The sequence below is a fragment of the Bacillus sp. FSL R5-0439 genome (assembly GCF_038008805.1).
Classification (GTDB): Bacteria; Bacillota; Bacilli; order Bacillales; family Bacillaceae; genus Bacillus; species Bacillus safensis.
The window spans coordinates 1,873,315-1,892,675 of record NZ_JBBOZW010000001.1; the positions used below are offsets into that span (position 1 = coordinate 1,873,315).

A 19,361-nucleotide genomic window follows, 5' to 3' on the forward strand; every position below is an offset into this window, starting at 1 on the left:
TGTCATCCCTCAGATGAAAAACCCATCACCTCCTTTCATGAAGCTCATTCTGCTAGATGGAACGATACGGCTTTAACCCGGCATGGATGTCTTTTGTTTGTGTATAAATCCTTTGATACAAATGAAATAGATCAGCATATACTTCCGCATGCTGCTGCTCTGGCTCATAAACAGCAGCTTGATGGATCAATTGATTAGCACATGCTTCAAGTGACGGATACCACCCGCAGCCAACCGCAGCAAGCATGGCTGCACCTAATGCAGGCCCTTGTTCATTGTCTAACTGGATGACGTCAGCCTGAAAAATGTCTGCTTGCATTTGAAGCCATGTCCGGCTTCTTGCACCGCCGCCAATGGACACAATAGAATCTATGTTTTTTCCTGCCTGCCGGAATAATGCGATAGATTCATTCAGCGAAAAGGTAATTCCTTCTAACACAGCCCTGACAACATGTGCCCTTTCATGACTGCTGTCTAATCCAATCAAGCTGCCGCGAATGATCGAATCCGCATGAGGTGTTCTTTCCCCAACTAAATAGGGAGTAAAAAGCAATCCTTTCGCTCCTGGCGCAACATGAGCCGCACCTTCTAAAAGTGATTGGAACGATTCCTCAGGTGCCAGTAAGTGTTTTGCCCAGTTAAGACTATATCCCGCTGAAAGGGTGACGCCCATTGTGTAAAAAGCGTCTTTTTTTGCATGATGAAACAAATGCAAATTCCCCTGAAGTTCCCTTTCATGATCTTCTTCGTAGGAAAGAATGACACCCGATGTGCCGATGCTGCATAACGTGCGGTCAGAGGATAAGATACCAGCACCAATTGCTCCGCAAGCATTATCTGCCCCGCCGGCAAAAACCTTCACGCCTTCTTTCATCCCAACATCACGTGCAATGTGCGGCAAAAGTGTACCAACCTCCGCCTCTGATGTGACAAGCGGCGGGCAAATATGAGGAGAAATGTCAAATGCCTGACAAATCTCCTCACTCCACGTCTGTTCACCGATATTTAACAGCAAAGTGCCCGCCGCATCAGAATAATCAATATGGACAGCGCCTGTTAAACGAAATCTGACATAATCTTTTGGGAGTAAAAACATGTCGATTTGTTGATCAATATGTGGTTCATGTTCCTTTACCCATAGTAATTTAGGCAGTGTGAATCCTTCTAACGCCTGGTTTTTTGTGATCTTTTGCAGCCGGTCCCCCAGCTTTTTTGTCATGTGTTCACATTGTGCTGTCGTTCGTGTATCATTCCATAAAATTGCAGGGCGGAGCACTTCGCGAGATTCATTTAATAGAACCAACCCATGCATCTGTCCGGAAAAGCTGATGCCTTCGACTTGCCTTGAATGAACAGGTTGCTTTGCCATCAGTTCTTTCATCACAGCTATTGTCTGCTCTACCCAATCTTCAGGATGCTGCTCACAATATCCCGGTTTCTCTTGAATGAGGCGGTACGGCTTAGAGGCTTCGCAGCACACCTTTCCGCTCTCATCGACTAATATCGCTTTGACCCCGCTCGTTCCAAGGTCAATTCCCATCACATATTTCATGTTTTCACTCCTTCAAAACAGGTCCGCCCATTCAATTAATCTTCTAACAAGTATTGATTTAAACGGGCCTTCAGCTGTTCCTCTCTTCCCGATTCGTTTCTGATCAAAGGATGTTTCAGCGCATATTCTTCTAATGTATGAAAGTTTGCCTTCCCTTCTGAAATGTCACGTCCAATTCCTTCAGAAAAGCTGCGATACCGGTGCTTTATCACATCTTCAAACACACGATCTTCTATGAGTCTATGAGCGACCCGCAGTCCCTTTGCGAATGCATCCATTCCGGCAATATGGGCATATAAAATATCTTCAAGTTCAAAGGAAGCTCTTCTCACTTTTGCATCAAAGTTGAGACCGCCAGCCCCTAGCCCGCCATTTTGCAAAATTTCATACATGGCAAGAGTTGTGGCATACAGATCGGTTGGAAATTCATCTGTATCCCACCCAAGAAGCGAATTCCCTTGGTTCGCATCAACAGAACCGAGCAGCCCATGAATTCTTGCGACACGCAATTCGTGCTCAAACGTATGGCCAGCGAGTGTCGCATGATTGGCTTCGATATTTAATTTAAAATGAGAATCTAATCCGTATTGCTTTAAAAAAGCGATGGATGTCGCTGCATCTGTGTCGTATTGATGAGTTGTCGGCTCCTTTGGCTTTGGTTCAATTAAAAATTGACCTGTGTACCCAATTTCTTTTGCATAATCAACAGCCATATGCAAGAAGGCCGCCATGTGATCAAGCTCTCTTTTCATATCTGTATTAAGCAGCGTATCGTACCCTTCTCGTCCACCCCAGAAAACATAATTTTCTGCACCGAGTTCTTTGGCGGTTTCGATGCCTTTTTTAACCTGTGCGGCCGCATAGGCAAAGACATCTGCATGACAAGATGTCGCAGCACCGTGTACAAATCTAGGGTGCTTGAACATATTGGCCGTGTTCCACAGCAGCTTTACTCCGCTTTGCTGCATGTATTCTTTCATTCTTTCTAAAATGATGTCTAATTGTTGATTGGTCTCTTGAAGCGTCTCTCCCTCTGGCGCGATATCGCGGTCATGGAATGAAAAATACGGTACATCTAGTAGGTCAAAAAGCTGAAAAGCGACTTCCAATCTAGCTTTTGCTAAATCCATTCCGCTATAGGAGTCCCATGCTCTCTGCATCGTGCCAGTTCCAAACATGTCAGTTCCATCAGCGGTTAATGTATGCCAATAAGCGACTGAAAAACGCAGGTGGTCTTTCATCGTTTTTCCGCCAATCACTTCGCTTGGATTATAGTATTGAAAGGCGAGTGGATTTTTTGATTGTTTTCCTTCATATTGAATTTTGCTGATTCCTTCTAAGCTGTATAACGTTTTCATATTTGATTTAGCCATTCTTCATTCCTCCTGAGTACACTTTGTAAGTTGATTCAACAAACTAACGATCAATGTATGAGAAAATCTCTTTGAATTTTCCATATTTTTTAGTTTTTTAGAAATATTTTCGTTATAATAAAGTTAAAATCATCTTTTTTATCGAATACATGCGAAAAAAAGCAGCTCTTCTCAACTTAATCTAAAGACGAAACAAATGGAGTGGATAACGTGGATATCGCTGATCAGAACTTTGTAAAAAAAATAAATCAAAAACTATTATTAAAAGAAATTCTCCAGCATGCGCCCATTTCGAGAGCAAAATTATCTGAACGCACTGGATTAAATAAATCGACTGTTTCTTCTCAAGTAAGTACGTTAATGAAGGAACATCTTGTCTATGAAATCGGCCAAGGTGAGTCTAGCGGTGGGAGAAGACCGGTTTTACTGATGTTTAATAAACGTGCTGGCTGCTCCATCGGGATTGATGTTGGTGTTGATTATGTCAATGGCATATTAACAGACCTTGAAGGGTCCATTCTTTACGAAGAGCAGATCAAGCTCCCACCGAGCTCTCCTGATGTGACGATACGTAAATTAATTGAATTAATACAGCAGCTCATCACACAAATGCCCTCTTCCCCATACGGGCTCATTGGCATTGGTCTATGCATACATGGGTTAGTAGATGCAGATGAACAAATCGTGTTTACGCCTCATTCCAAATGGAAAAATGTTGATCTGAAAAAGCCGCTCCAAGACACATTCCAAGTGCCGATCTTCATTGAAAATGAAGCAAATGCCGGTGCATATGGTGAAAAAATCTTTGGTGCCGCTAAACACTATGACCATTTGATTTATGCAAGCATCGGCACTGGCATAGGGATCGGAATCATTATCAATCATCACTTATACAGAGGAGCTTTCGGCTTTTCTGGTGAAATGGGACATATGACGATTGATTTTAATGGACCAACATGCAGCTGCGGGAACCGTGGGTGCTGGGAATTGTATGCATCTGAGAAAGCCTTGTTTCAGTCTCTTCAAACAGATGGTCAGCCCATCTCCCATCAAGACCTGGAACAGCTGGCCAAGTTAAATGATATGAGAACGCTCAATGCTCTGCGCAACTTTGGTTTTTACCTTGGCGTCGGTCTCACAAACGTCCTTCATACCTTTAACCCGCAAGCCATTATTTTAAGAAACAAAGTGATCGAATCACATCAAACGGTTCTAAATGTGATTGGGGAGGAGGTATCCTCGCGAATGGATACGCAATTCAGCTCACAGATAGAGCTGCTCCCCTCATCATTAGGACACAATGCACCAGTATTGGGGATGACATCTCTTGTCATAGAAGCTTTCCTGCAAGATGCCACCCTCACAACATGATCTATTTATTTTCCAATAAAGACAGCCCGTAGCGCGTTGTCTTTTTTTTATTCATCTGTTTCCTCATAGCGAAAATAGTGAAAATCAGCAGGCAGACGCTCGCCGCTCGTATCTTGACACTGCATACCGACAAACGCCCCTGTAAAAAATCCCCCACCTCTAATGAAATCATCGGATAAATGGATGGATTCAAGCGGCACATCAATTTCCTTCCACTCTTTTTGATCAAAAGAATAAGAATATTTATATGTCTCTTTCTGAACGGTCACTTTTAAATAGACATAAGTGACCTCGTCTGGAATGATGATTTTATGTGTCAATGGCTGAGAAAAGGCAAGGTTTTCACAGACAGATAGCTCAAGAGTGCGCCCAAGTTCCTCATCATATGTCACCTGGAGTGCTGTCCAGTTTTCCGTATTATAATAATTCACAAGACCAGCGGCTTGCTGAAAGTTTTCTGGGAAGAACGAAACAGCTGTCTCTGCTTCAAAATAAAAGCTTTGCCAGCGCCTTGCAACAAAAGCTTGGGTAAACTTAGACGTTAAAGATTCGTGACCGAATAACCTTAAATGCTGAGGTTTCTCCGTTAACGAACCAATCTGATCGGTAAACGGAATTCTTAATGTTTGGAAGTGTCTATTTAGTGTTGATTCTTTAAATTCATCGACTGTATGGTAGGTTGGTGCAAAAACCTTTTCTTCGATCTTTGGCGCTTCAACCTCAAGCGTCCCCTCTTTTCCGCCAACAACATAAGGCCAGCCATCCTTCCATTCGAGCTTTTGTATGGCTGTTTCTCTTCCTAAAGGGCACCACCCTCTCTGTTGAAAAATAGATTCCTTGCTTGATTGAATTGGGCGGCCAGTAAGATGAGCGAGATACCATTCATTTGTATGCGTTTGAACGATTGAAGCATGCCCGCATTTTTGAAGCGGATGTTCAGGCGCATGGAAGGCACTTAAAATCGGGTTGTCAGGATGAACCTCATAAGGCCCTTCAATATGCGGGGACCGGGCGATCGTTGCCGCATGCTCATACCTGGTACCTCCTTCTGCCGTTAATAAATAGTAGTAGTCACCGATATGATACAGATGCGGCGCTTCTGTCAATTTAATCGGTGTGCCTTTAAAAATGACCTTCCTTTGACCGATGAGCTTCTTTTCAGCCACACTATATTCCTGCAAGGCAATACCTGCAAAGGAATGGTGCTTTTCCCTATGATCCCACAGCATATTTAAGACGTATTTCTTCCCGCTTTGATCATGGAATAAAGATGGATCAAACCCAGAGCTGTTGAGCCGGATCGGTTCACTCCAATCGCCGTCCACTTCGCTTGCCGTGACCAAATAATTATGACCGTCTTTAAATGGACCATCCACTACTTTGATATCTGAATAAATAAGCCAAAACTGCCCATCCGCATAGCTTAAACACGGTGCCCATACTCCACCAGAATCAGGATTTCCCTTCATATCCAGCTGCGAGGTTTTTTGCAAAGGACGCGCAGCAAGGCGCCAATGGACGAGATCCTTTGAATGATAAATTTGCACCCCTGGAAACCACTCAAATGTAGAGACGGCCATATAATAATCTTCTCCGACACGACAAATACTTGGGTCAGGGTTAAACCCTTTGAGCACTGGATTGGTAATCTTCATTGAACTTCCTCCTCTTTCAGAGACCTACATTTTAAAATCGTCCATATGATCGATATATACCTTGTCTCTGTTCTCAAGCTCCCGTACGACTTTTTTATGTTTTTCTTCATCTAGGTTATAAAAATTAATATCCACCATCGCTAAAATCAGTAAGCATACAGGAATCACCGTTGTCGTGATTAAAATGCCAAGTAATGCTTCTGGTGTTTGCACTTGATTCGCAATATAGCCAAAGCGATCGAGTACAAGCCCTGGCACAATCCCGCCTAATGCCATTCCAAATTTAAAGAAGAATCCGATGATGGCATAGATGAGTCCACCCATCCTTTTCCCTGTTTTATATTCGCCATATTCAACGGTTTCAGGAATGAGCGCCCACATATATGCACCGGCTGTAATACTTCCTGCAGCTGCAACTAGCCTGAAAATAAGTATTAAAGTGATTTGACTCGGCGGTATCACAAGTAATGCAAGAAGACCTACGATATTCAGCAATAATGAATAATTCAGCAGCTTTTTCTTTCCTAACAGCTTGTGCAGTTTTGGAATAAACGGCAGCACCATTAAAGCAGGCAGACTCCCAATGAGTCCGTACCATTTCACTAAATCTTCTCTGCCGAGGTTATAGGTCACATAATAGATCCCAACAGAGTTGCTGATCGAGTTCACGCCAAAAATAATAATAAAGAAAATGCTTAATACAACAAGCGGACGATTCACACGTAACTGGACAAAGATATCACTGAACTTAATTTTTTCCTCCGGCTTTTGAAGCGTGACACGTTCATTCGTGCTTTTAAAACAGAAAATAAGTAATGCACCGCCAAGAACGCCGAGAAAAGCCATCGTCATCTGCCAGCCGAGGGCTGTATTTCCTGTTTTATCACTCAAAAAAGTCGCAAGAAAAGGAACAAAAAAAGCAACAACTAGACCTCCGAGATTAGCAAAAAGCATACGAACAGACGTAATACTGACAACCTCTTGGTTATTTCTTGTCATTGCGGATGTTAAAGCACCATAAGGAACATTGATGAATGTGTATGTAAGCGATAAACCAACATACGTGATGTAGGCATAAACGAGTTTACCCATTTCAGAAAGATCAGGTGTTGTAAAGCAAAGGATGGCGAGTACCACAAAAGGAAACGCCCCGAATAACAAGTAAGGTCTGAACCTGCCAAAACGGCTGTTCGTTCGATCCACCAATGCACCAATAAACGGATCTGCAAGCGCATCAATGGCCCGAACAACTAAAAACATCGTCCCTGCTGCTGCCGCTGATAAACCATACACATCTGTATAAAAAAATAATAGATACGTAGAGACAGTTGCATAAATTAAGTTACATGCGAAATCTCCTGAAGCATATCCCACTTTTTCAGACATACGAATCTCTTTTAAATTCTCACTTACCATGAGCTTTCTCCCTTCTTCTCTTAGCCTCTTCTAATGAACAGATGATGGAGGGCAGCAGCAGTCAATGCAATGAATATAAAGCGCTTTCAATTTGTTGTAAAAATGAAGCTGAACATCTAACCCTTTCAGCTTAGCCCACATACGCAGCAAATGATTTGAATGACAGAATCATCCCCTTCAATAGTCGGATCATCACTTAGAACTCATCTTAGTTTATCGACTAAACAAACTAAGATGAGTTCATTTTATAAAATCTGATCTGACTTTTCAATATTTTTCGAAAAAATAATCCAAATAATTGATTTCTTGTCATTTTTCTGCTGAAATGACGTGAAAAACTGAAGTGAATCATTTAATGGTTGCAATTCAGCTCATCCCATGCTATATTTATCAAGCGATGAGCTGAATTGTGTAAGTCGGGTAACATGTCTCCTTGAGACACACACGAATGTGGCGTGTGGTTATTCCGCCTCAATACGCAAAAGACATCTTCTCAGGAAGATGTCTTTTTTCTTATCCTATTTTTGTCCCATTTTCAACAGGCTCATCTGTTGCTAGTAATACTACGTCTTCTTTTGACGGCATGCCCCCTAATACAAGCACTTCTGATTTGAACCCTGCAATTCTTCTTGGCGGAAAATTGACGACTGCTACGATTTGCCTGCCAATGATATTCTCAGCTGTATACCGTTTTGTCAGCTGAGCACTGGATTGTTTTAGACCAATCTCTTCACCAAAATCAATCTTGAGTTTTAATGCAGGTACTCTTGCCTCTGCAAAGAATTCTGCTTCGATAATCGTCCCAACACGAATATCTAACGCTAAAAACTGTTCAATATCTGCCATCTGATTCTCTCCTCTTCATTCAAGGGTAAGTTCATTTACTAGAGACATCCATTGTTTTTTCATTGTAGCACATTCATTTCGTAAAAAAAGTGAGTCAAAAAGCCGATTCATCGCAAAATCCAACCTTTAGTTTACATAATAATTTTATTGTCTTGTATTAAATGTTTGCATCCTGAAAATGAATTCAGTAAAATGGCAAATAATCCTACTGCTTCCTCCCAAATATATTGGGGAGGGGTTAACACTTGTTTACATTATCGGATATGTGGACATTTTGCTGGTCGTTTTTCGTCATTCTTCCTATCGTTGCCATCTTGCATCAGGTTGGCCATATTATGGTCGCGTGGATGTTTGGCGCAAAGGTTTCTTTTGCTCTTGGCAGAGGCAAAAAAGTATTGAAAATAGGCGTTGTTGAAATTAGACGTATCTATTTTCTAGATGCATTTTGCCATTATGAAGAAATGAGGAAAAATAACCGATTCTCGCACATTCTTGTCTACCTAGGCGGATCATTATGCAACCTGCTCAGTGTTCTCATCCTGAATACAATGATCGCCAATGATATCCTGCCAGAACATCAATTTTTCTATCAATTTGCTTACTTCTCTGTCTACTATGTATTTTTTGCACTGCTGCCAGTCCAGTATGCAGATCATCATCCGAGTGATGGGCAAGCGATTGTGAACATCATTCGGCACGGTGAACCATGTGACATCATTGACTAACAGGATGGCTTCCGGCTGTCAATTTGATAATGAATCGTTAAAAAGGGAATACCGAATAGCTTCATTTGATGAACTGCTGTGAGACTTTTATCTGTCTCCGGCTTCATATGAAAGCTTTCTTCCATTGGCAGTTTCATGGTGATAAAAGGCGTATGCAAATACAATCCTTCGTCACCGGTACTGCCTTTTGGACATGCACTTTTTAAGAGAAAGTCTTCCTTTTCATTAAAAGGTTTTAAAATGGCGGTCATCTGAGAATATGGAAGCGGCAGCGCAATATTCATATAGCCCGCAGCTGCATCGTGATGATGAGCATAAAGTGCAAAAAAGACCTGCTCCCCTTTTTCGTTGTGACGAATCCACGCCCTGACTTTCTTTCGCTCTTCTTTAGGATGTTGAAATGTAGTCAGACGTCCCTTCATTTCATATGGGATACGAGATGTTCCTAAATAGAGCTGCCCTATTTTCTTAAACATGGGCTGAAGTAAAAAAACAAACGGCCTCACCCACCAATGAAAACAGACTGCTGATTTTAACGTAAATGCCGTCGGATTTTCATAAAACCTCCGAATCACAGGTGATACCCTTTCAGCTGAAAACGTCGTTCCATTTAAATCATCAAGTGAATCGACTAAACCGAGCTTCTCGCGATCATGCATTCTTTCCTTTTGAAAAGAGATCTTATGAAAACGGCCATGCACGCTTGATATCGGAAAGTTCTTCTGTTTCAATTGATCCTTTGGCCCTTCGATCAGCCATCCAATCAGACCTGGTAAAATCACAAAAAAGGCATTGATACTGCCATGAAACCAAATCATCTGATCAATACTGATATAGGTCACGTGCATGAGCATGCCGGCAGAATATAGAAGAGATAGCACGATCGTCGCCATTAAGATGCAGCTAGAAAACACAACCAGCCTTTTTGCCACAGTCGATCGAAACCTTGTTCTCATACAAAGAATGCCGTACAAATAGAGTGCAATGACATATAGCATAACGCTGAACGTATCAAATAGACGGGAGAAGCTAATCCCAACAGCAATCATCACAGGCGACAGCAAAATCACCCAGCCTGCCCCTTTGTATAAAACTGTCTCTTTTTCTCTCTGTCTCCCTAATAATCCATAGAAAAGCGGGATAAAAAAAGCAGAGTAATGAAAATGAATAGCAGTCAAAAGCACGATGATTGGTGAAAAGGTCATCACCTGTATATCTGCTGTATACAGCCAAAACCAAAGCCCGCCTAAAGCGAGATACATCCATGCACCATCAATCATCAATTCATGAAGCGGAACGGTTCCCCTTTTCAGCAAACGAGTAAAGCCATATAACGCCAAAATGATCGTATACAAAAACCATCCCGATGCAAACAAAGCAGAATGATAGATAAATGCAGCCGTTGCACAAAAAGCAGCTAATGGAAAGGCTTTCATTAAAATACCGAGCAGTACTCCCGGCTTACTCTCACTCTCTTCCTTCGCAAAAAAAGCTAACACTGCAGGAAGGAAAAACAGAATCGCTATCAGTACAAAAAACTCTGCTATCGGACCTGTCATCAAACGGGCGGCGATAAAACAACACATGAAGAGAAGGCTTGATATCAAGTGCCATTTATTCATCATGAGACTCCACCCTTTCAGTAAATCGGCCTTTATATGTAAAAAGAGTGCCAAACAGTCGATTTTTCACATGCACATGAATCGTATACTCATCTGTACGCTCGTCGTAGCCTTCTGTGACATCTGACTCACCATAAAGCCATGAAGGCAGCGGCCACTCACGTCCAAACATCAACAGTTTCTGCTGGCCGGATTGAATGTGAAGGAACCCATACTTTGTTACTGTAAAATGAAGCTCTGACATAAGAAGTCGAGGCTTTCCAAAATAGTCTAGTACTTTATGACTCTTCTCATCAATGATCATATCTGCATCAAAGTGCCTTTCCTTCTTTGGGAAATAAAACGTACGGAACCAGTGCATGCCTTCCTCTCCCTTATTTGTCATAAAGGGTTTATTCACAATTCGGAAGGGAATGTTTTTTCCTCTCTCGGGGAAAAAACAGCGAAAGTGTGGACCAATTTTGAAGAAAAATCGAATGAGCCTCGTTCCGCCGCCTATTTCCTCCATAGTGCCTTCAGCGGTAAACGCACGGTTGTATCTCTCTTTTAATTTTGGATGAAGCTTATCGTAATCCTTTACTTGATGACGATGAACGACCATGTCTACCTCCCCTTTTCCGTTTGATCGAAAATACATCTATACAATCTTTTAAATTAATCATTCCTCCAATGGATAGAATCAAAAATGCACTCATCACAAGCGGCTCATGAAGTGTCGATTGTGGGGATACAATCCCGATACAAAGCATCATCAGCAGAAACACGCTTTGAAGAATGAACAGATATTTCTTTGATAGCTTAGGTATCAGCCACGATACGCCTATCAGGGCATAAAACAACCGAAATCCGGTGCTATGATCAAAAGCGGAATGTGAAAATGGGATGACCGCTTGGCATAGCCAGACGATGGCAAACAGCAAACAAATTCCATAATGGGCAAGGGTTCTCTCCAGTAACAACCGAGGGTGCGTTCCCTTTTCAAGCCACGTCTTTAGTGCGCCAAAACTAAAGGCCGTCATAAATCCCATCATCGGGCGAAAAAGAAATCGATCTGCCCACGCCCATCCTTTTCCTTCTTTCGTTTTGTAATCAAATTGAGTTTGAAACACAATATGATCGTTCGTTTTCACATATTTCCAATAGCCGCCGCCTTCTTTGATAAAAGACAACGGGTGTGACGATTTAAATTTCAGCGAGGATGCCCGTTCATTCCGTTCATCCATCATTCTAGTTCGATATGCTCCTGTCCCTGTGACACTTACACCAAATCCAAGATGCTTTTCATACAAAAAGGTTTGGGGCTGTTCATCTTGAGGTTCATTTAATGAAATGGTTGAAAAGCGCAAATCCCACTGTTCATGAAGCTTTGGATTTTGCGTATATTCCCATACTTTCTCTAAAGGTGCATGAATGGTTGTTTCCACATAAACAGGCTTTCTTTTCATCTGCCTCTACTCCTCTATGTGAATTATTTCACATAATAAGCATACCATGTTTCACAAAACTGTCAAATCTTTATTCATTTTTTCTTAAAAAATTGTGCCATTTATGATATCGGTTCGCTGCAAAAAAAAGACCTGTCATATAGACAGATCTTCTTTTTGCAATACTCCTGTGATATAGAGCCGAACCGCATAGCTCACACTTTCTTCAAGCTGTTCTTTTCGTTGAAATCCCTTTTTATTAGAAATATCACCGAAGCCGTGCAGTAAGCTTCTCAGTCCTCTGACAACATGCGTCATTTCCTCTTCCTTTACACCAAAGCGTGACATAATGGATTGAACAAACTGAACAAGGCGCTCTGCTGCAAGTCGTACTTCTTTTTCGTTCATATGTGAAAAGGCAGCTTCATAAAGACCGGGGTGTTCTCGGACAAATTGCACATATTGTCTGGCAAAGGCTAAAACAGCTGCTTCTTTTTCCAGCCCCTCTGTGACTTGCATCCCTTCCTCACAAAGCATGGACAGCCCCCTTACTGCGAGTGCTGCCTGAATCTCATGAAGGCCGGATACGTGATTGTAAAGAGAAGGCGGTCTGATGTTCAGCCTTTTAGACAATGTAGCAATGGTCAAAGCGGAAAAGCCCTCTTCATCAACAAATGCTGCCGCTGTATCCATAATTTTTTCTTGTGTAATTCCCATTCTTGGAGACACGGTTTACTGCCCTCCTTTTTTTAGCTGGTGCTGCCTTTTACGGACGGCAGCTTGAAGCTTTTCATGAGGTTCAATCATAAGGTCACCATGTCCGGCAGCAAGACAGGATAAGCGCAGTGCTAGTAATTTTTCAGCGCTTTTTAGTGCGGTTTCTGCATCCCATGTGGCAAATGCCGGGAACGGAAAGCTCCACCGAAACTCACCCGTTACCGATAAGCCGCCTTTTGTCACAAGTGCATCACCTGCAATGACAACTCCTGACTTTTCATCGTATAAAGAAATGCTGCCAGGTGTATGGCCAGGTGTTGCAATCACTTTGAAGGGCCCAATCTCATCTCCTTCTTCGACAAGCACATCTGGTTTTGTATGAATATTTTTCATAAAACTGCCTTTGATTTTTTGCTGGGGTTCACTAGGCAGCAAGGAAAAGTCACCTTCAAAAAGGCGGGCATCACGTTTTGATAAATAGACGACTGCCTCGGGAAAAGCCTTTTTCACCTCATCTAATGCACCGATATGATCCATATGGCTATGAGTGAGAATAATCTTATGAATTGGTTTGTTCTTTTTACGGGCAAATTCGATGATCGAGTTCGCCGCCATTTTTAAAGCAGCATCAATTAAAATGAGTCCTTCCTCTTCCTCAAATACATAGCAATTTACCGGAAATAATCGCGGCATCAATGTAAGCTGGTGCAGACGGTCAAAAGTTGTTAATCTCATGATTGCCCTCCTAAAACTAATGTCGTTAGTTTTATATTAACTAATGGCATTAGTTTTAGCAAACATTTTTTCATCCACCGCAATATAAATATCAATTTGCGCTTCTTTTGGATCAATAGATCTTTCATCATACCATTCAAAATCACCTGTATAAGTGCGGTATTGTCGCTGATCCCACGTCCAAATCTTGTGCCATGCTTCAAGCACAACCTCTTCAATTGGTCCCTTTCTCGTTTGAAATCTTGCGTAGGTGGACGCAGGAATCTCTATGACATGATCTCGATGCTGCCTCGCGAACTGCCCAGCCGTGAATAAATACGAGCCATGTTCATCTTTTTCATAATCTGAATAAAGCCCTATGACTGGGGCTTGTCCCCCATGAAGCTGCTGCGCAAAAAATTCCTGCCAAAGCGGCGCAATCTTCCGCTCTTTTGTTTGCTCTATTTCGTTTGTAGTTCGAACAGACAACCCTTTGATCCGTTGTTTTTCTAATGTCACGATATCGTACATACATTCTCATCTCCTTTTCTCCCATCATATAAAAAGAAACCTGACAACTGTGTGTCAAGTTTCTAATCTCTTCATAAATTGTTTTAATTTGAGATCAAACGCTTCCTTGATGTGCTGAGGTGAAAGAATGTCGACGTCCGGTCCTAAATGGAATAGGAAACTGTGCAGCCAATCATCTTGCGGCACGGTCAATGCTGCCAAATAGGTTCCATCTGAACTGACGATCAATTCGTTCTCATCCACCCATTCCTTCACTTTGCCAACTGATGCTTCCGTTAACCTGAGCGTGAGCGTTGTGACTGAAGGTTCTTCATGCCAAGAGTCATTCCAAGGCTTCTCTTCATTTTTGATTCTTTTCGGCCTGAAATATGCTGAAATGGTGATGAGGTCTGTCATTCTTGTCAGCTTGAACAGACGAAAAGCTTTTTTCACACAACAGAACGCATACAAATACCAATGCCTTCCTTTTAAGACAAGCGTATAAGGCTCCACTTTCCGTGGAAGTGTTTCACCTTTTGCATTGCGATAAGTGAACTGGATGAATTGATGCGCGGAGGCAGCGGTATGGATCAGCTGCAGCTTCTTCTCAGCCTGACTGTCTTTCCCCCATGAGCTTAAATCAATAAAGACATGGTGCTGTTTCTCACTTTCATGAGTTTGTCGCGGAATAAGAGATTTGATTTTTTTCAGTACATGTTCACTTTCTTTAAAGGAATATGCACTCGTCATGCTTTCAAGAGCTGTTAAAATAAGTTCAATGTCATCATCGGTAAATAATTTTTTCTCTAAACGATAGTCATCAACAAGTGAAATGCCTCCGCCTGCTCCTTGTGTTGTCACAACAGGAATCCCGGCTTGATTGATGGTCTCAATATCGCGATAAATCGTCCTCACACTCACTTCATGAAGTTCAGCAAGGTCTTTCGCTTGGACTTGCTTCTTGCTAATAAGCAGCATCACAATAGACAAAATACGATCGATTTTCATGCCTTTTCCTCTTTTTCATAAATGTAGGTTTTGATTTGATAAAAAAAGAAAGAATGGTAAAGATAAGGAACAGCCAGCATTCGTTTACATCCCTGCACATGCAGGAGGAGGTTGCATCATGACACATCACGTGTGGCAATTATTCATAATCGGAGGCATTATGCTGATCTGCATCATTTTTCGAATGAATCGTATGAGACGCTATCAGCTTGTGCGCCCAATCAGTCTTTTGATGAGAATGTATGTATTTGGACTCACTGCCCTTATTCTCTTATTAGAAGGCTGGCAAAATCACAGCATTTTCATCTATGCCGCTATTGGTATGCTCTTTGGAAGCAGTCTGGCCGTTCATGCCTATGAGACGATCCGGATGAAAGAAGAAAATGGCCGTCTTTATGTGAAAACGAGTAAATGGATTGAAAGCTTCATTTTATGCTTATTTTTATCTAGACTTAGTTTTAAGCTGGGTGAGCTGACAAACCATTCGCTCACAAAGATTGGTGTCGTTGAACTGTATCAGCATATTGTGAGTGATGATGCCATGACCATGCTCAGCTTTTTTCTGTTAGCTGCTTACTATGTCGTTTTTTCTTATCAAATGATGAAAGCAGGTAAACGATCAGCACATATGCATCATGCGTAAAAACCTTCCTATATGAGTAGGAAGGTTTTTATTAGTCATGCTGCGCATGGTGAATCATTTGTTCAAGTACTTCCATCACATGCTGATCTTCAGGGCTGTAAAAAATCGATGTCCCTGCTCGTCTAGATTTCACGAGACGAAGGTTTTTTAAAAAACGGAGCTGATGAGAAACAGTTGATTGCATGAGATTCAGCGTTTCCGCGATATCATTGACCGAGTATTCACCTTGAGACAGCAGGTGCAGAATGCGAATACGTGTCGGATCAGATAAGGCTTTAAACGTTTGGGAGACAAGAAATAAACTTTCTTCATCCAGCTCCATCCGTTCCTGTTCTTGATTTGTATTCAGTTCTTCCTTCATTTCGCTTCACCTTTCTTGTTAGTCAAATCACGACTTATTCTATGTATCATCATATACTAAAACGTGCGGCGTGCAAAGCGGGCACACTTCAGAAAAAAGATTTATTCAAATAGCATTGACACTTGGTAGCATTCTTTTTAAAATGAGCATTATTTATTCATTTTTTTAGAGGAGCTGATAGGCAAATTGACTGAAGAGCCAAGACTAAAACGCAGCCTGACTGTCTTTCCACTTGTTGTGATCGGGCTTGCTTATATGGATCCACTTGTCGTATTTGATTCATACGGCATTGTTGCTCAGCTGACGAAAGGACACGTAGCTGCAGCTTATATATTTACCTTACTGGCATTACTATTGACAGCGCTTAGCTATGGGAATATGGTGAAGGCTTTTCCAAAAGCAGGATCTGCTTATACATATGCGCAAAAAAGTATTCATCCTCATGTCGGCTTCCTTGTGGGCTGGACACTTTTACTGGATTATTTATTTCTGCCTATGGTGAATTTTGCGATAGGAAGTGCTTATTTAACCGCAGCCTTTCCTGATGTACCTCATTACATTTGGATCATCATACTTGCTATCGCCATAACGACTGTCAATGTAATCGGTATTCGGCTTACAGCCAACATTACGGCGCTATTTGTGACGTTTCAGGTCATTGTCGCCGTCACTTTTGTTGGGTTTGTTATTTATGGGCTCACGCAAAACGCTGGCAGTGGAGAGTTATTGTCAGCCCGGCCTTTTTATTCAGCGAGCTTAGATCCAGCGCTTATTTTTTCAGGAGCGACCATTTTATGTTTCTCCTTTCTAGGATTTGATGCCATTTCGACGATGTCTGAGGAAACCATTAAACCAAAAAAGACGATTCCGCTTGCCATTTTCTTAACAGTTGCGATTGGAGGCGTACTGTTTACGTTGACGTCTTATTTTTTGCAGCAGGTGTTTCCAAATTTTCATCAGTTCAAACATCCTGATGCAGCCTCACTTGAAATTGCAGAATTCGTGGGCGGCGCATTTCTCCACTCGTTCTTTTTAGCTGGCACAATGGTCGCTGTCATTTCTTCCTCCTTATCGTCACATGCGAGTGCAGCAAGGCTTTTATATGCAATGGGAAGAGATCAATCGTTACCGAAGCGATTCTTCGGTTATATTCATCCGAGATTAAAAACCCCTGTTTTTAATATTTTATTAATCGGGGCTTTCTCCTTAACCGCAGTCGTTGGCGAACTTGAAGTCATTTATTCCTTTATCAGCTTCGGCGCGTTAATTGGATTTACCTTTGTGAATTTGTCTGTTTTTGCGTACTTTTTCGTCAGACAAAAACAAAGAGGTGTTCTGAATACATTGAGATATGCAGTGATCCCTCTATGCGGGACGGCGTTTTGTATTTGGCTGTTAACGAGCATCAGTACAAATGCATTAATCATTGGCATGATTTGGCTGATGATCGGTTTTATTTATTTCTGCTTCAGGCTGAAAACAAGGTCTGAATTTACGTTTGGATATGATTGATTATAAGGTTTTCACTTGGTATCCTGCTTAGGATATGTCATAATAAAAAGGCTGTACTTCCCTTTTAAAAGCGGGGCAAAACAGGGGTGAACTGACCTTGAAAAAGAAAAAAACAGGATGTTTTGCCATTTCAGGCTGTTTCACGATTTTTCTCTTTGTTTTCGTATTAGCAGCCATTGCCATCTCCTTTAATCAAAAGGAGTTAAAAAAGCTGCCGATTGATACGGAATCAATTGTTTTGTCGAGATTGGATGATTACAAACCGCTTGTAGAAACAGAGTTAAGAGATCAAGATTTAGATCAGTATACCGCGTTAATCCTCGGTATGATGTATCAAGAATCAAAAGGCAGAGGCGGAGATCCAATGCAGTCCTCTGAATCTCTTGGTTTGAAACGAAATGAAATCAATGACCCTCAGAAAAGCATTAAACAAGGAGTCCATCATTTTTCGACTATGTACAAGCATGGGAAGAAAAAAGGCGTTGATTTGGAAACCATTATTCAAAGCTATAACATGGGAATCGGCTATATTGATTTTGTTGCAAAAAACGGGGGAAAACATTCCGAGAAATTGGCAAAGCAATACTCCAAAAAGCAAGTGAAACGAAACCCCAAGGTCTATACGTGCGGCGGCAACAAGGATAACTTCCGCTATCCGTATTGCTACGGTGATTTCACTTACGCTGAAAAAGTAAAAGAAAAAACGAAAACAGTTGAAGAAAAGATGAAATTGGCTTCATCATCCACATCATCATCGTAAAAAAACACTTCCGTCAAGGAAGTGTTTTAGATTGTTGACAAAGGGCTAAAATGATCTTGATTTTAGCCCTTTGTCTTCTTTTCAGCGTGATGGAAAACCTTTGCATTCTAGGAAGGACGAGTACCGGAGCGGAGCGAATTTGACAATCGTGAGCACCGGCACGCAGACCTGACACCGAATGCGAGGGTTTGTCTACATGCTGAAGCACTTCCGTCAAGGAAGTGCTTTTCATTTTATCGCTGTTCTTTCCCAATTTCCGGGAGGATCGTTTTTGCTAAATGCTGATCCATTTCCTCATACTCATCATAATGAATCGTTTCATACAACTCTTTTCTCGTTTGCATATCCCCAAGTATCCCCTGCTGCGTTCCCTTTTCCATGATTTCTGTAAATAAACGCTCATACGCTTTTGCAGCGACTCTGAGTGATGACACAGGGTAAATGACCATTTGAAAGCCAAACATTGAAAATTCGTCTGCATGATAATAAGGCGTCTTGCCAAACTCCGTCATATTGGCAAGGAGCGGACCTTTAATATTGTTTGACGCATGCGTGAAGTCCTCTGCTGTGATGAGTGCCTCAGGGAAAATAGCGTCAGCTCCTGCTTCTACGTAAAGATTGGCCCGGCGGATGACATCCTCCATTCCATTTACTGACTTTGCATCGGTTCTCGCAATCACCAAAAGCGTTGGTGCCGCTTGTTTGATGGCTTTGATTTTTGCGACCATTTCTTCTACTGGAACGAGTGATTTCCCATTTAAATGCCCGCATTTTTTCGGCATTTGCTGATCTTCAATTTGAACAGCTGCCACCTTGCTTTCAACCATTTCTTTTGCCGCTCTTGCTGCATTTAAAACACCGCCATAGCCTGTATCCATATCGACCAAAAGCGGCAGCTGGGATGCTCGAATAATCTCCTTCGCTTTTTCAGCCATTTCTGTTGAATGGATCATGCCGAGATCAGGCAGTCCTTTGCTGGCACAAAAAGCGGCACCTGATAAATAGAGTCCTTGAAAGCCCATTTTTTTTGCATAGAGCGCAGACATTCCATCGTGAACGCCTGGAATTTGAAATAAAGCTGATTTGTTCATTTGTTCTTTAAAGGCTGCGGCTAAATCAGCCTGACTTCTTTCTTCATTCACGATCCACACG

19 protein-coding genes are annotated in these 19,361 nt (G+C 41.9%); 5 read left to right on the top strand and 14 right to left on the bottom strand.

Annotated features, from left to right (window positions below; translation table 11 throughout):
• Positions 1-52: 52 nt before the first annotated feature.
• Both xylB and xylA read right to left on the bottom strand, forming a co-directional pair.
• On the bottom strand, positions 53-1,552 hold the full coding sequence (xylB, locus tag NST59_RS09390; RefSeq protein ID WP_039179215.1) for a xylulokinase: 1,500 nt from the start codon (positions 1,550-1,552) through the stop codon (positions 53-55).
• Positions 1,553-1,587: 35 nt separating this feature from the next.
• The gene (gene xylA, locus NST59_RS09395; RefSeq protein WP_058837903.1) at positions 1,588-2,925 is read right to left on the bottom strand and encodes a xylose isomerase; all 1,338 of its coding nucleotides are present in this window, start codon (positions 2,923-2,925) and stop codon (positions 1,588-1,590) included.
• Positions 2,926-3,135: 210 nt separating this feature from the next.
• Here xylA and xylR point away from each other — a divergent pair, with 210 nt between their 5' ends.
• Complete coding sequence (xylR, locus tag NST59_RS09400; protein WP_341040579.1) at positions 3,136-4,296, top strand: transcriptional repressor XylR; 1,161 nt, start codon at positions 3,136-3,138, stop codon at positions 4,294-4,296.
• A 47-nt stretch (positions 4,297-4,343) separates the two neighbouring features.
• On the opposite strand, the gene NST59_RS09405 is transcribed toward xylR, so the two are convergent.
• The 3 genes from NST59_RS09405 to csaA form a co-directional block, all read right to left on the bottom strand.
• On the bottom strand, positions 4,344-5,951 hold the full coding sequence (locus NST59_RS09405) for a glycoside hydrolase family 43 protein (RefSeq protein WP_064497465.1): 1,608 nt from the start codon (positions 5,949-5,951) through the stop codon (positions 4,344-4,346).
• A gap of 24 nt (positions 5,952-5,975) precedes the next feature.
• Positions 5,976-7,367 carry an MFS transporter gene (locus tag NST59_RS09410; RefSeq protein WP_341040580.1) on the bottom strand — a complete coding sequence of 464 codons (1,392 nt, stop codon included), beginning with the start codon at positions 7,365-7,367 and terminating at the stop codon, positions 5,976-5,978.
• Between the two features lie 513 nt (positions 7,368-7,880).
• Positions 7,881-8,213: a chaperone CsaA gene (gene csaA, locus NST59_RS09415; protein ID WP_039179228.1), complete on the bottom strand. Its 333-nt coding sequence runs from the start codon at positions 8,211-8,213 to the stop codon at positions 7,881-7,883.
• A gap of 245 nt (positions 8,214-8,458) precedes the next feature.
• Here csaA and NST59_RS09420 point away from each other — a divergent pair, with 245 nt between their 5' ends.
• Positions 8,459-8,938 carry a hypothetical protein gene (locus tag NST59_RS09420; RefSeq protein WP_039179231.1) on the top strand — a complete coding sequence of 160 codons (480 nt, stop codon included), beginning with the start codon at positions 8,459-8,461 and terminating at the stop codon, positions 8,936-8,938.
• Here NST59_RS09420 and NST59_RS09425 read toward each other — a convergent pair.
• The 7 genes from NST59_RS09425 to NST59_RS09455 all read right to left on the bottom strand — a co-directional run bounded on the left by NST59_RS09425 (position 8,935) and on the right by NST59_RS09455 (position 14,933).
• Positions 8,935-10,563: a YndJ family protein gene (locus NST59_RS09425; protein ID WP_235354760.1), complete on the bottom strand. Its 1,629-nt coding sequence runs from the start codon at positions 10,561-10,563 to the stop codon at positions 8,935-8,937. The two genes, NST59_RS09420 and NST59_RS09425, sit on opposite strands and share 4 nt — an antisense overlap.
• Positions 10,553-11,161 (bottom strand): DUF4166 domain-containing protein, encoded by a 609-nt coding sequence (locus NST59_RS09430; RefSeq protein WP_039179234.1) that lies wholly within the window; start codon positions 11,159-11,161, stop codon positions 10,553-10,555. The genes NST59_RS09425 and NST59_RS09430 overlap by 11 nt, the downstream gene beginning before the upstream one ends.
• Positions 11,124-12,005 carry a membrane protein gene (locus NST59_RS09435; protein WP_039179237.1) on the bottom strand — a complete coding sequence of 294 codons (882 nt, stop codon included), beginning with the start codon at positions 12,003-12,005 and terminating at the stop codon, positions 11,124-11,126. The genes NST59_RS09430 and NST59_RS09435 overlap by 38 nt, the downstream gene beginning before the upstream one ends.
• A gap of 135 nt (positions 12,006-12,140) precedes the next feature.
• Positions 12,141-12,713 carry a TetR/AcrR family transcriptional regulator gene (locus tag NST59_RS09440; RefSeq protein ID WP_058837910.1) on the bottom strand — a complete coding sequence of 191 codons (573 nt, stop codon included), beginning with the start codon at positions 12,711-12,713 and terminating at the stop codon, positions 12,141-12,143.
• Between the two features lie 3 nt (positions 12,714-12,716).
• On the bottom strand, positions 12,717-13,436 hold the full coding sequence (locus NST59_RS09445) for an MBL fold metallo-hydrolase (protein WP_058837911.1): 720 nt from the start codon (positions 13,434-13,436) through the stop codon (positions 12,717-12,719).
• Positions 13,437-13,472: 36 nt separating this feature from the next.
• Positions 13,473-13,946: a GyrI-like domain-containing protein gene (locus NST59_RS09450; RefSeq protein ID WP_327841743.1), complete on the bottom strand. Its 474-nt coding sequence runs from the start codon at positions 13,944-13,946 to the stop codon at positions 13,473-13,475.
• Between the two features lie 54 nt (positions 13,947-14,000).
• Entirely contained in the window at positions 14,001-14,933 is a 933-nt protein-coding gene (locus NST59_RS09455; protein ID WP_327841741.1) for a helix-turn-helix transcriptional regulator, read from the bottom strand.
• A gap of 118 nt (positions 14,934-15,051) precedes the next feature.
• Between NST59_RS09455 and NST59_RS09460 the strand changes: the two genes are divergently transcribed.
• Entirely contained in the window at positions 15,052-15,576 is a 525-nt protein-coding gene (locus NST59_RS09460) for a mother cell-specific membrane sporulation protein (RefSeq protein WP_144494310.1), read from the top strand.
• Positions 15,577-15,607: 31 nt separating this feature from the next.
• Here the strand turns inward: NST59_RS09460 and czrA are convergent, their stop codons facing one another.
• On the bottom strand, positions 15,608-15,937 hold the full coding sequence (gene czrA / locus NST59_RS09465; protein WP_024422670.1) for a Zn(II)-responsive metalloregulatory transcriptional repressor CzrA: 330 nt from the start codon (positions 15,935-15,937) through the stop codon (positions 15,608-15,610).
• Positions 15,938-16,123: 186 nt separating this feature from the next.
• On the opposite strand from czrA, the gene NST59_RS09470 reads away from it, so the two are divergent.
• Both NST59_RS09470 and NST59_RS09475 read left to right on the top strand, forming a co-directional pair.
• Positions 16,124-17,449, top strand: coding sequence for an APC family permease (locus NST59_RS09470; RefSeq protein WP_144494312.1), 1,326 nt, complete (start codon positions 16,124-16,126; stop codon positions 17,447-17,449).
• A 97-nt stretch (positions 17,450-17,546) separates the two neighbouring features.
• Positions 17,547-18,209 carry a lysozyme family protein gene (locus NST59_RS09475; protein WP_144490246.1) on the top strand — a complete coding sequence of 221 codons (663 nt, stop codon included), beginning with the start codon at positions 17,547-17,549 and terminating at the stop codon, positions 18,207-18,209.
• 233 nt (positions 18,210-18,442) lie between these two features.
• On the opposite strand, the gene prpB is transcribed toward NST59_RS09475, so the two are convergent.
• Positions 18,443-19,360: a methylisocitrate lyase gene (gene prpB / locus NST59_RS09480; protein WP_099663407.1), complete on the bottom strand. Its 918-nt coding sequence runs from the start codon at positions 19,358-19,360 to the stop codon at positions 18,443-18,445.
• Between the last annotated feature and the right edge of the window lies 1 nt (position 19,361).

Coding starts and splice junctions, on each gene's coding strand:
- xylB (WP_039179215.1), bottom strand. CDS start 1,552: ATGAAATATGTGATGGGAATTGACCTTGGAACGAGCGGGGTCAAAGCG.
- xylA (WP_058837903.1), bottom strand. CDS start 2,925: ATGGCTAAATCAAATATGAAAACGTTATACAGCTTAGAAGGAATCAGC.
- NST59_RS09405 (WP_064497465.1), bottom strand. CDS start 5,951: ATGAAGATTACCAATCCAGTGCTCAAAGGGTTTAACCCTGACCCAAGT.
- NST59_RS09410 (WP_341040580.1), bottom strand. CDS start 7,367: ATGGTAAGTGAGAATTTAAAAGAGATTCGTATGTCTGAAAAAGTGGGA.
- csaA (WP_039179228.1), bottom strand. CDS start 8,213: ATGGCAGATATTGAACAGTTTTTAGCGTTAGATATTCGTGTTGGGACG.
- NST59_RS09425 (WP_235354760.1), bottom strand. CDS start 10,563: ATGATGAATAAATGGCACTTGATATCAAGCCTTCTCTTCATGTGTTGT.
- NST59_RS09430 (WP_039179234.1), bottom strand. CDS start 11,161: ATGGTCGTTCATCGTCATCAAGTAAAGGATTACGATAAGCTTCATCCA.
- NST59_RS09435 (WP_039179237.1), bottom strand. CDS start 12,005: ATGAAAAGAAAGCCTGTTTATGTGGAAACAACCATTCATGCACCTTTA.
- NST59_RS09445 (WP_058837911.1), bottom strand. CDS start 13,436: ATGAGATTAACAACTTTTGACCGTCTGCACCAGCTTACATTGATGCCG.
- NST59_RS09450 (WP_327841743.1), bottom strand. CDS start 13,946: ATGTACGATATCGTGACATTAGAAAAACAACGGATCAAAGGGTTGTCT.
- NST59_RS09455 (WP_327841741.1), bottom strand. CDS start 14,933: ATGAAAATCGATCGTATTTTGTCTATTGTGATGCTGCTTATTAGCAAG.
- NST59_RS09460 (WP_144494310.1), top strand. CDS start 15,052: ATGACACATCACGTGTGGCAATTATTCATAATCGGAGGCATTATGCTG.
- czrA (WP_024422670.1), bottom strand. CDS start 15,937: ATGAAGGAAGAACTGAATACAAATCAAGAACAGGAACGGATGGAGCTG.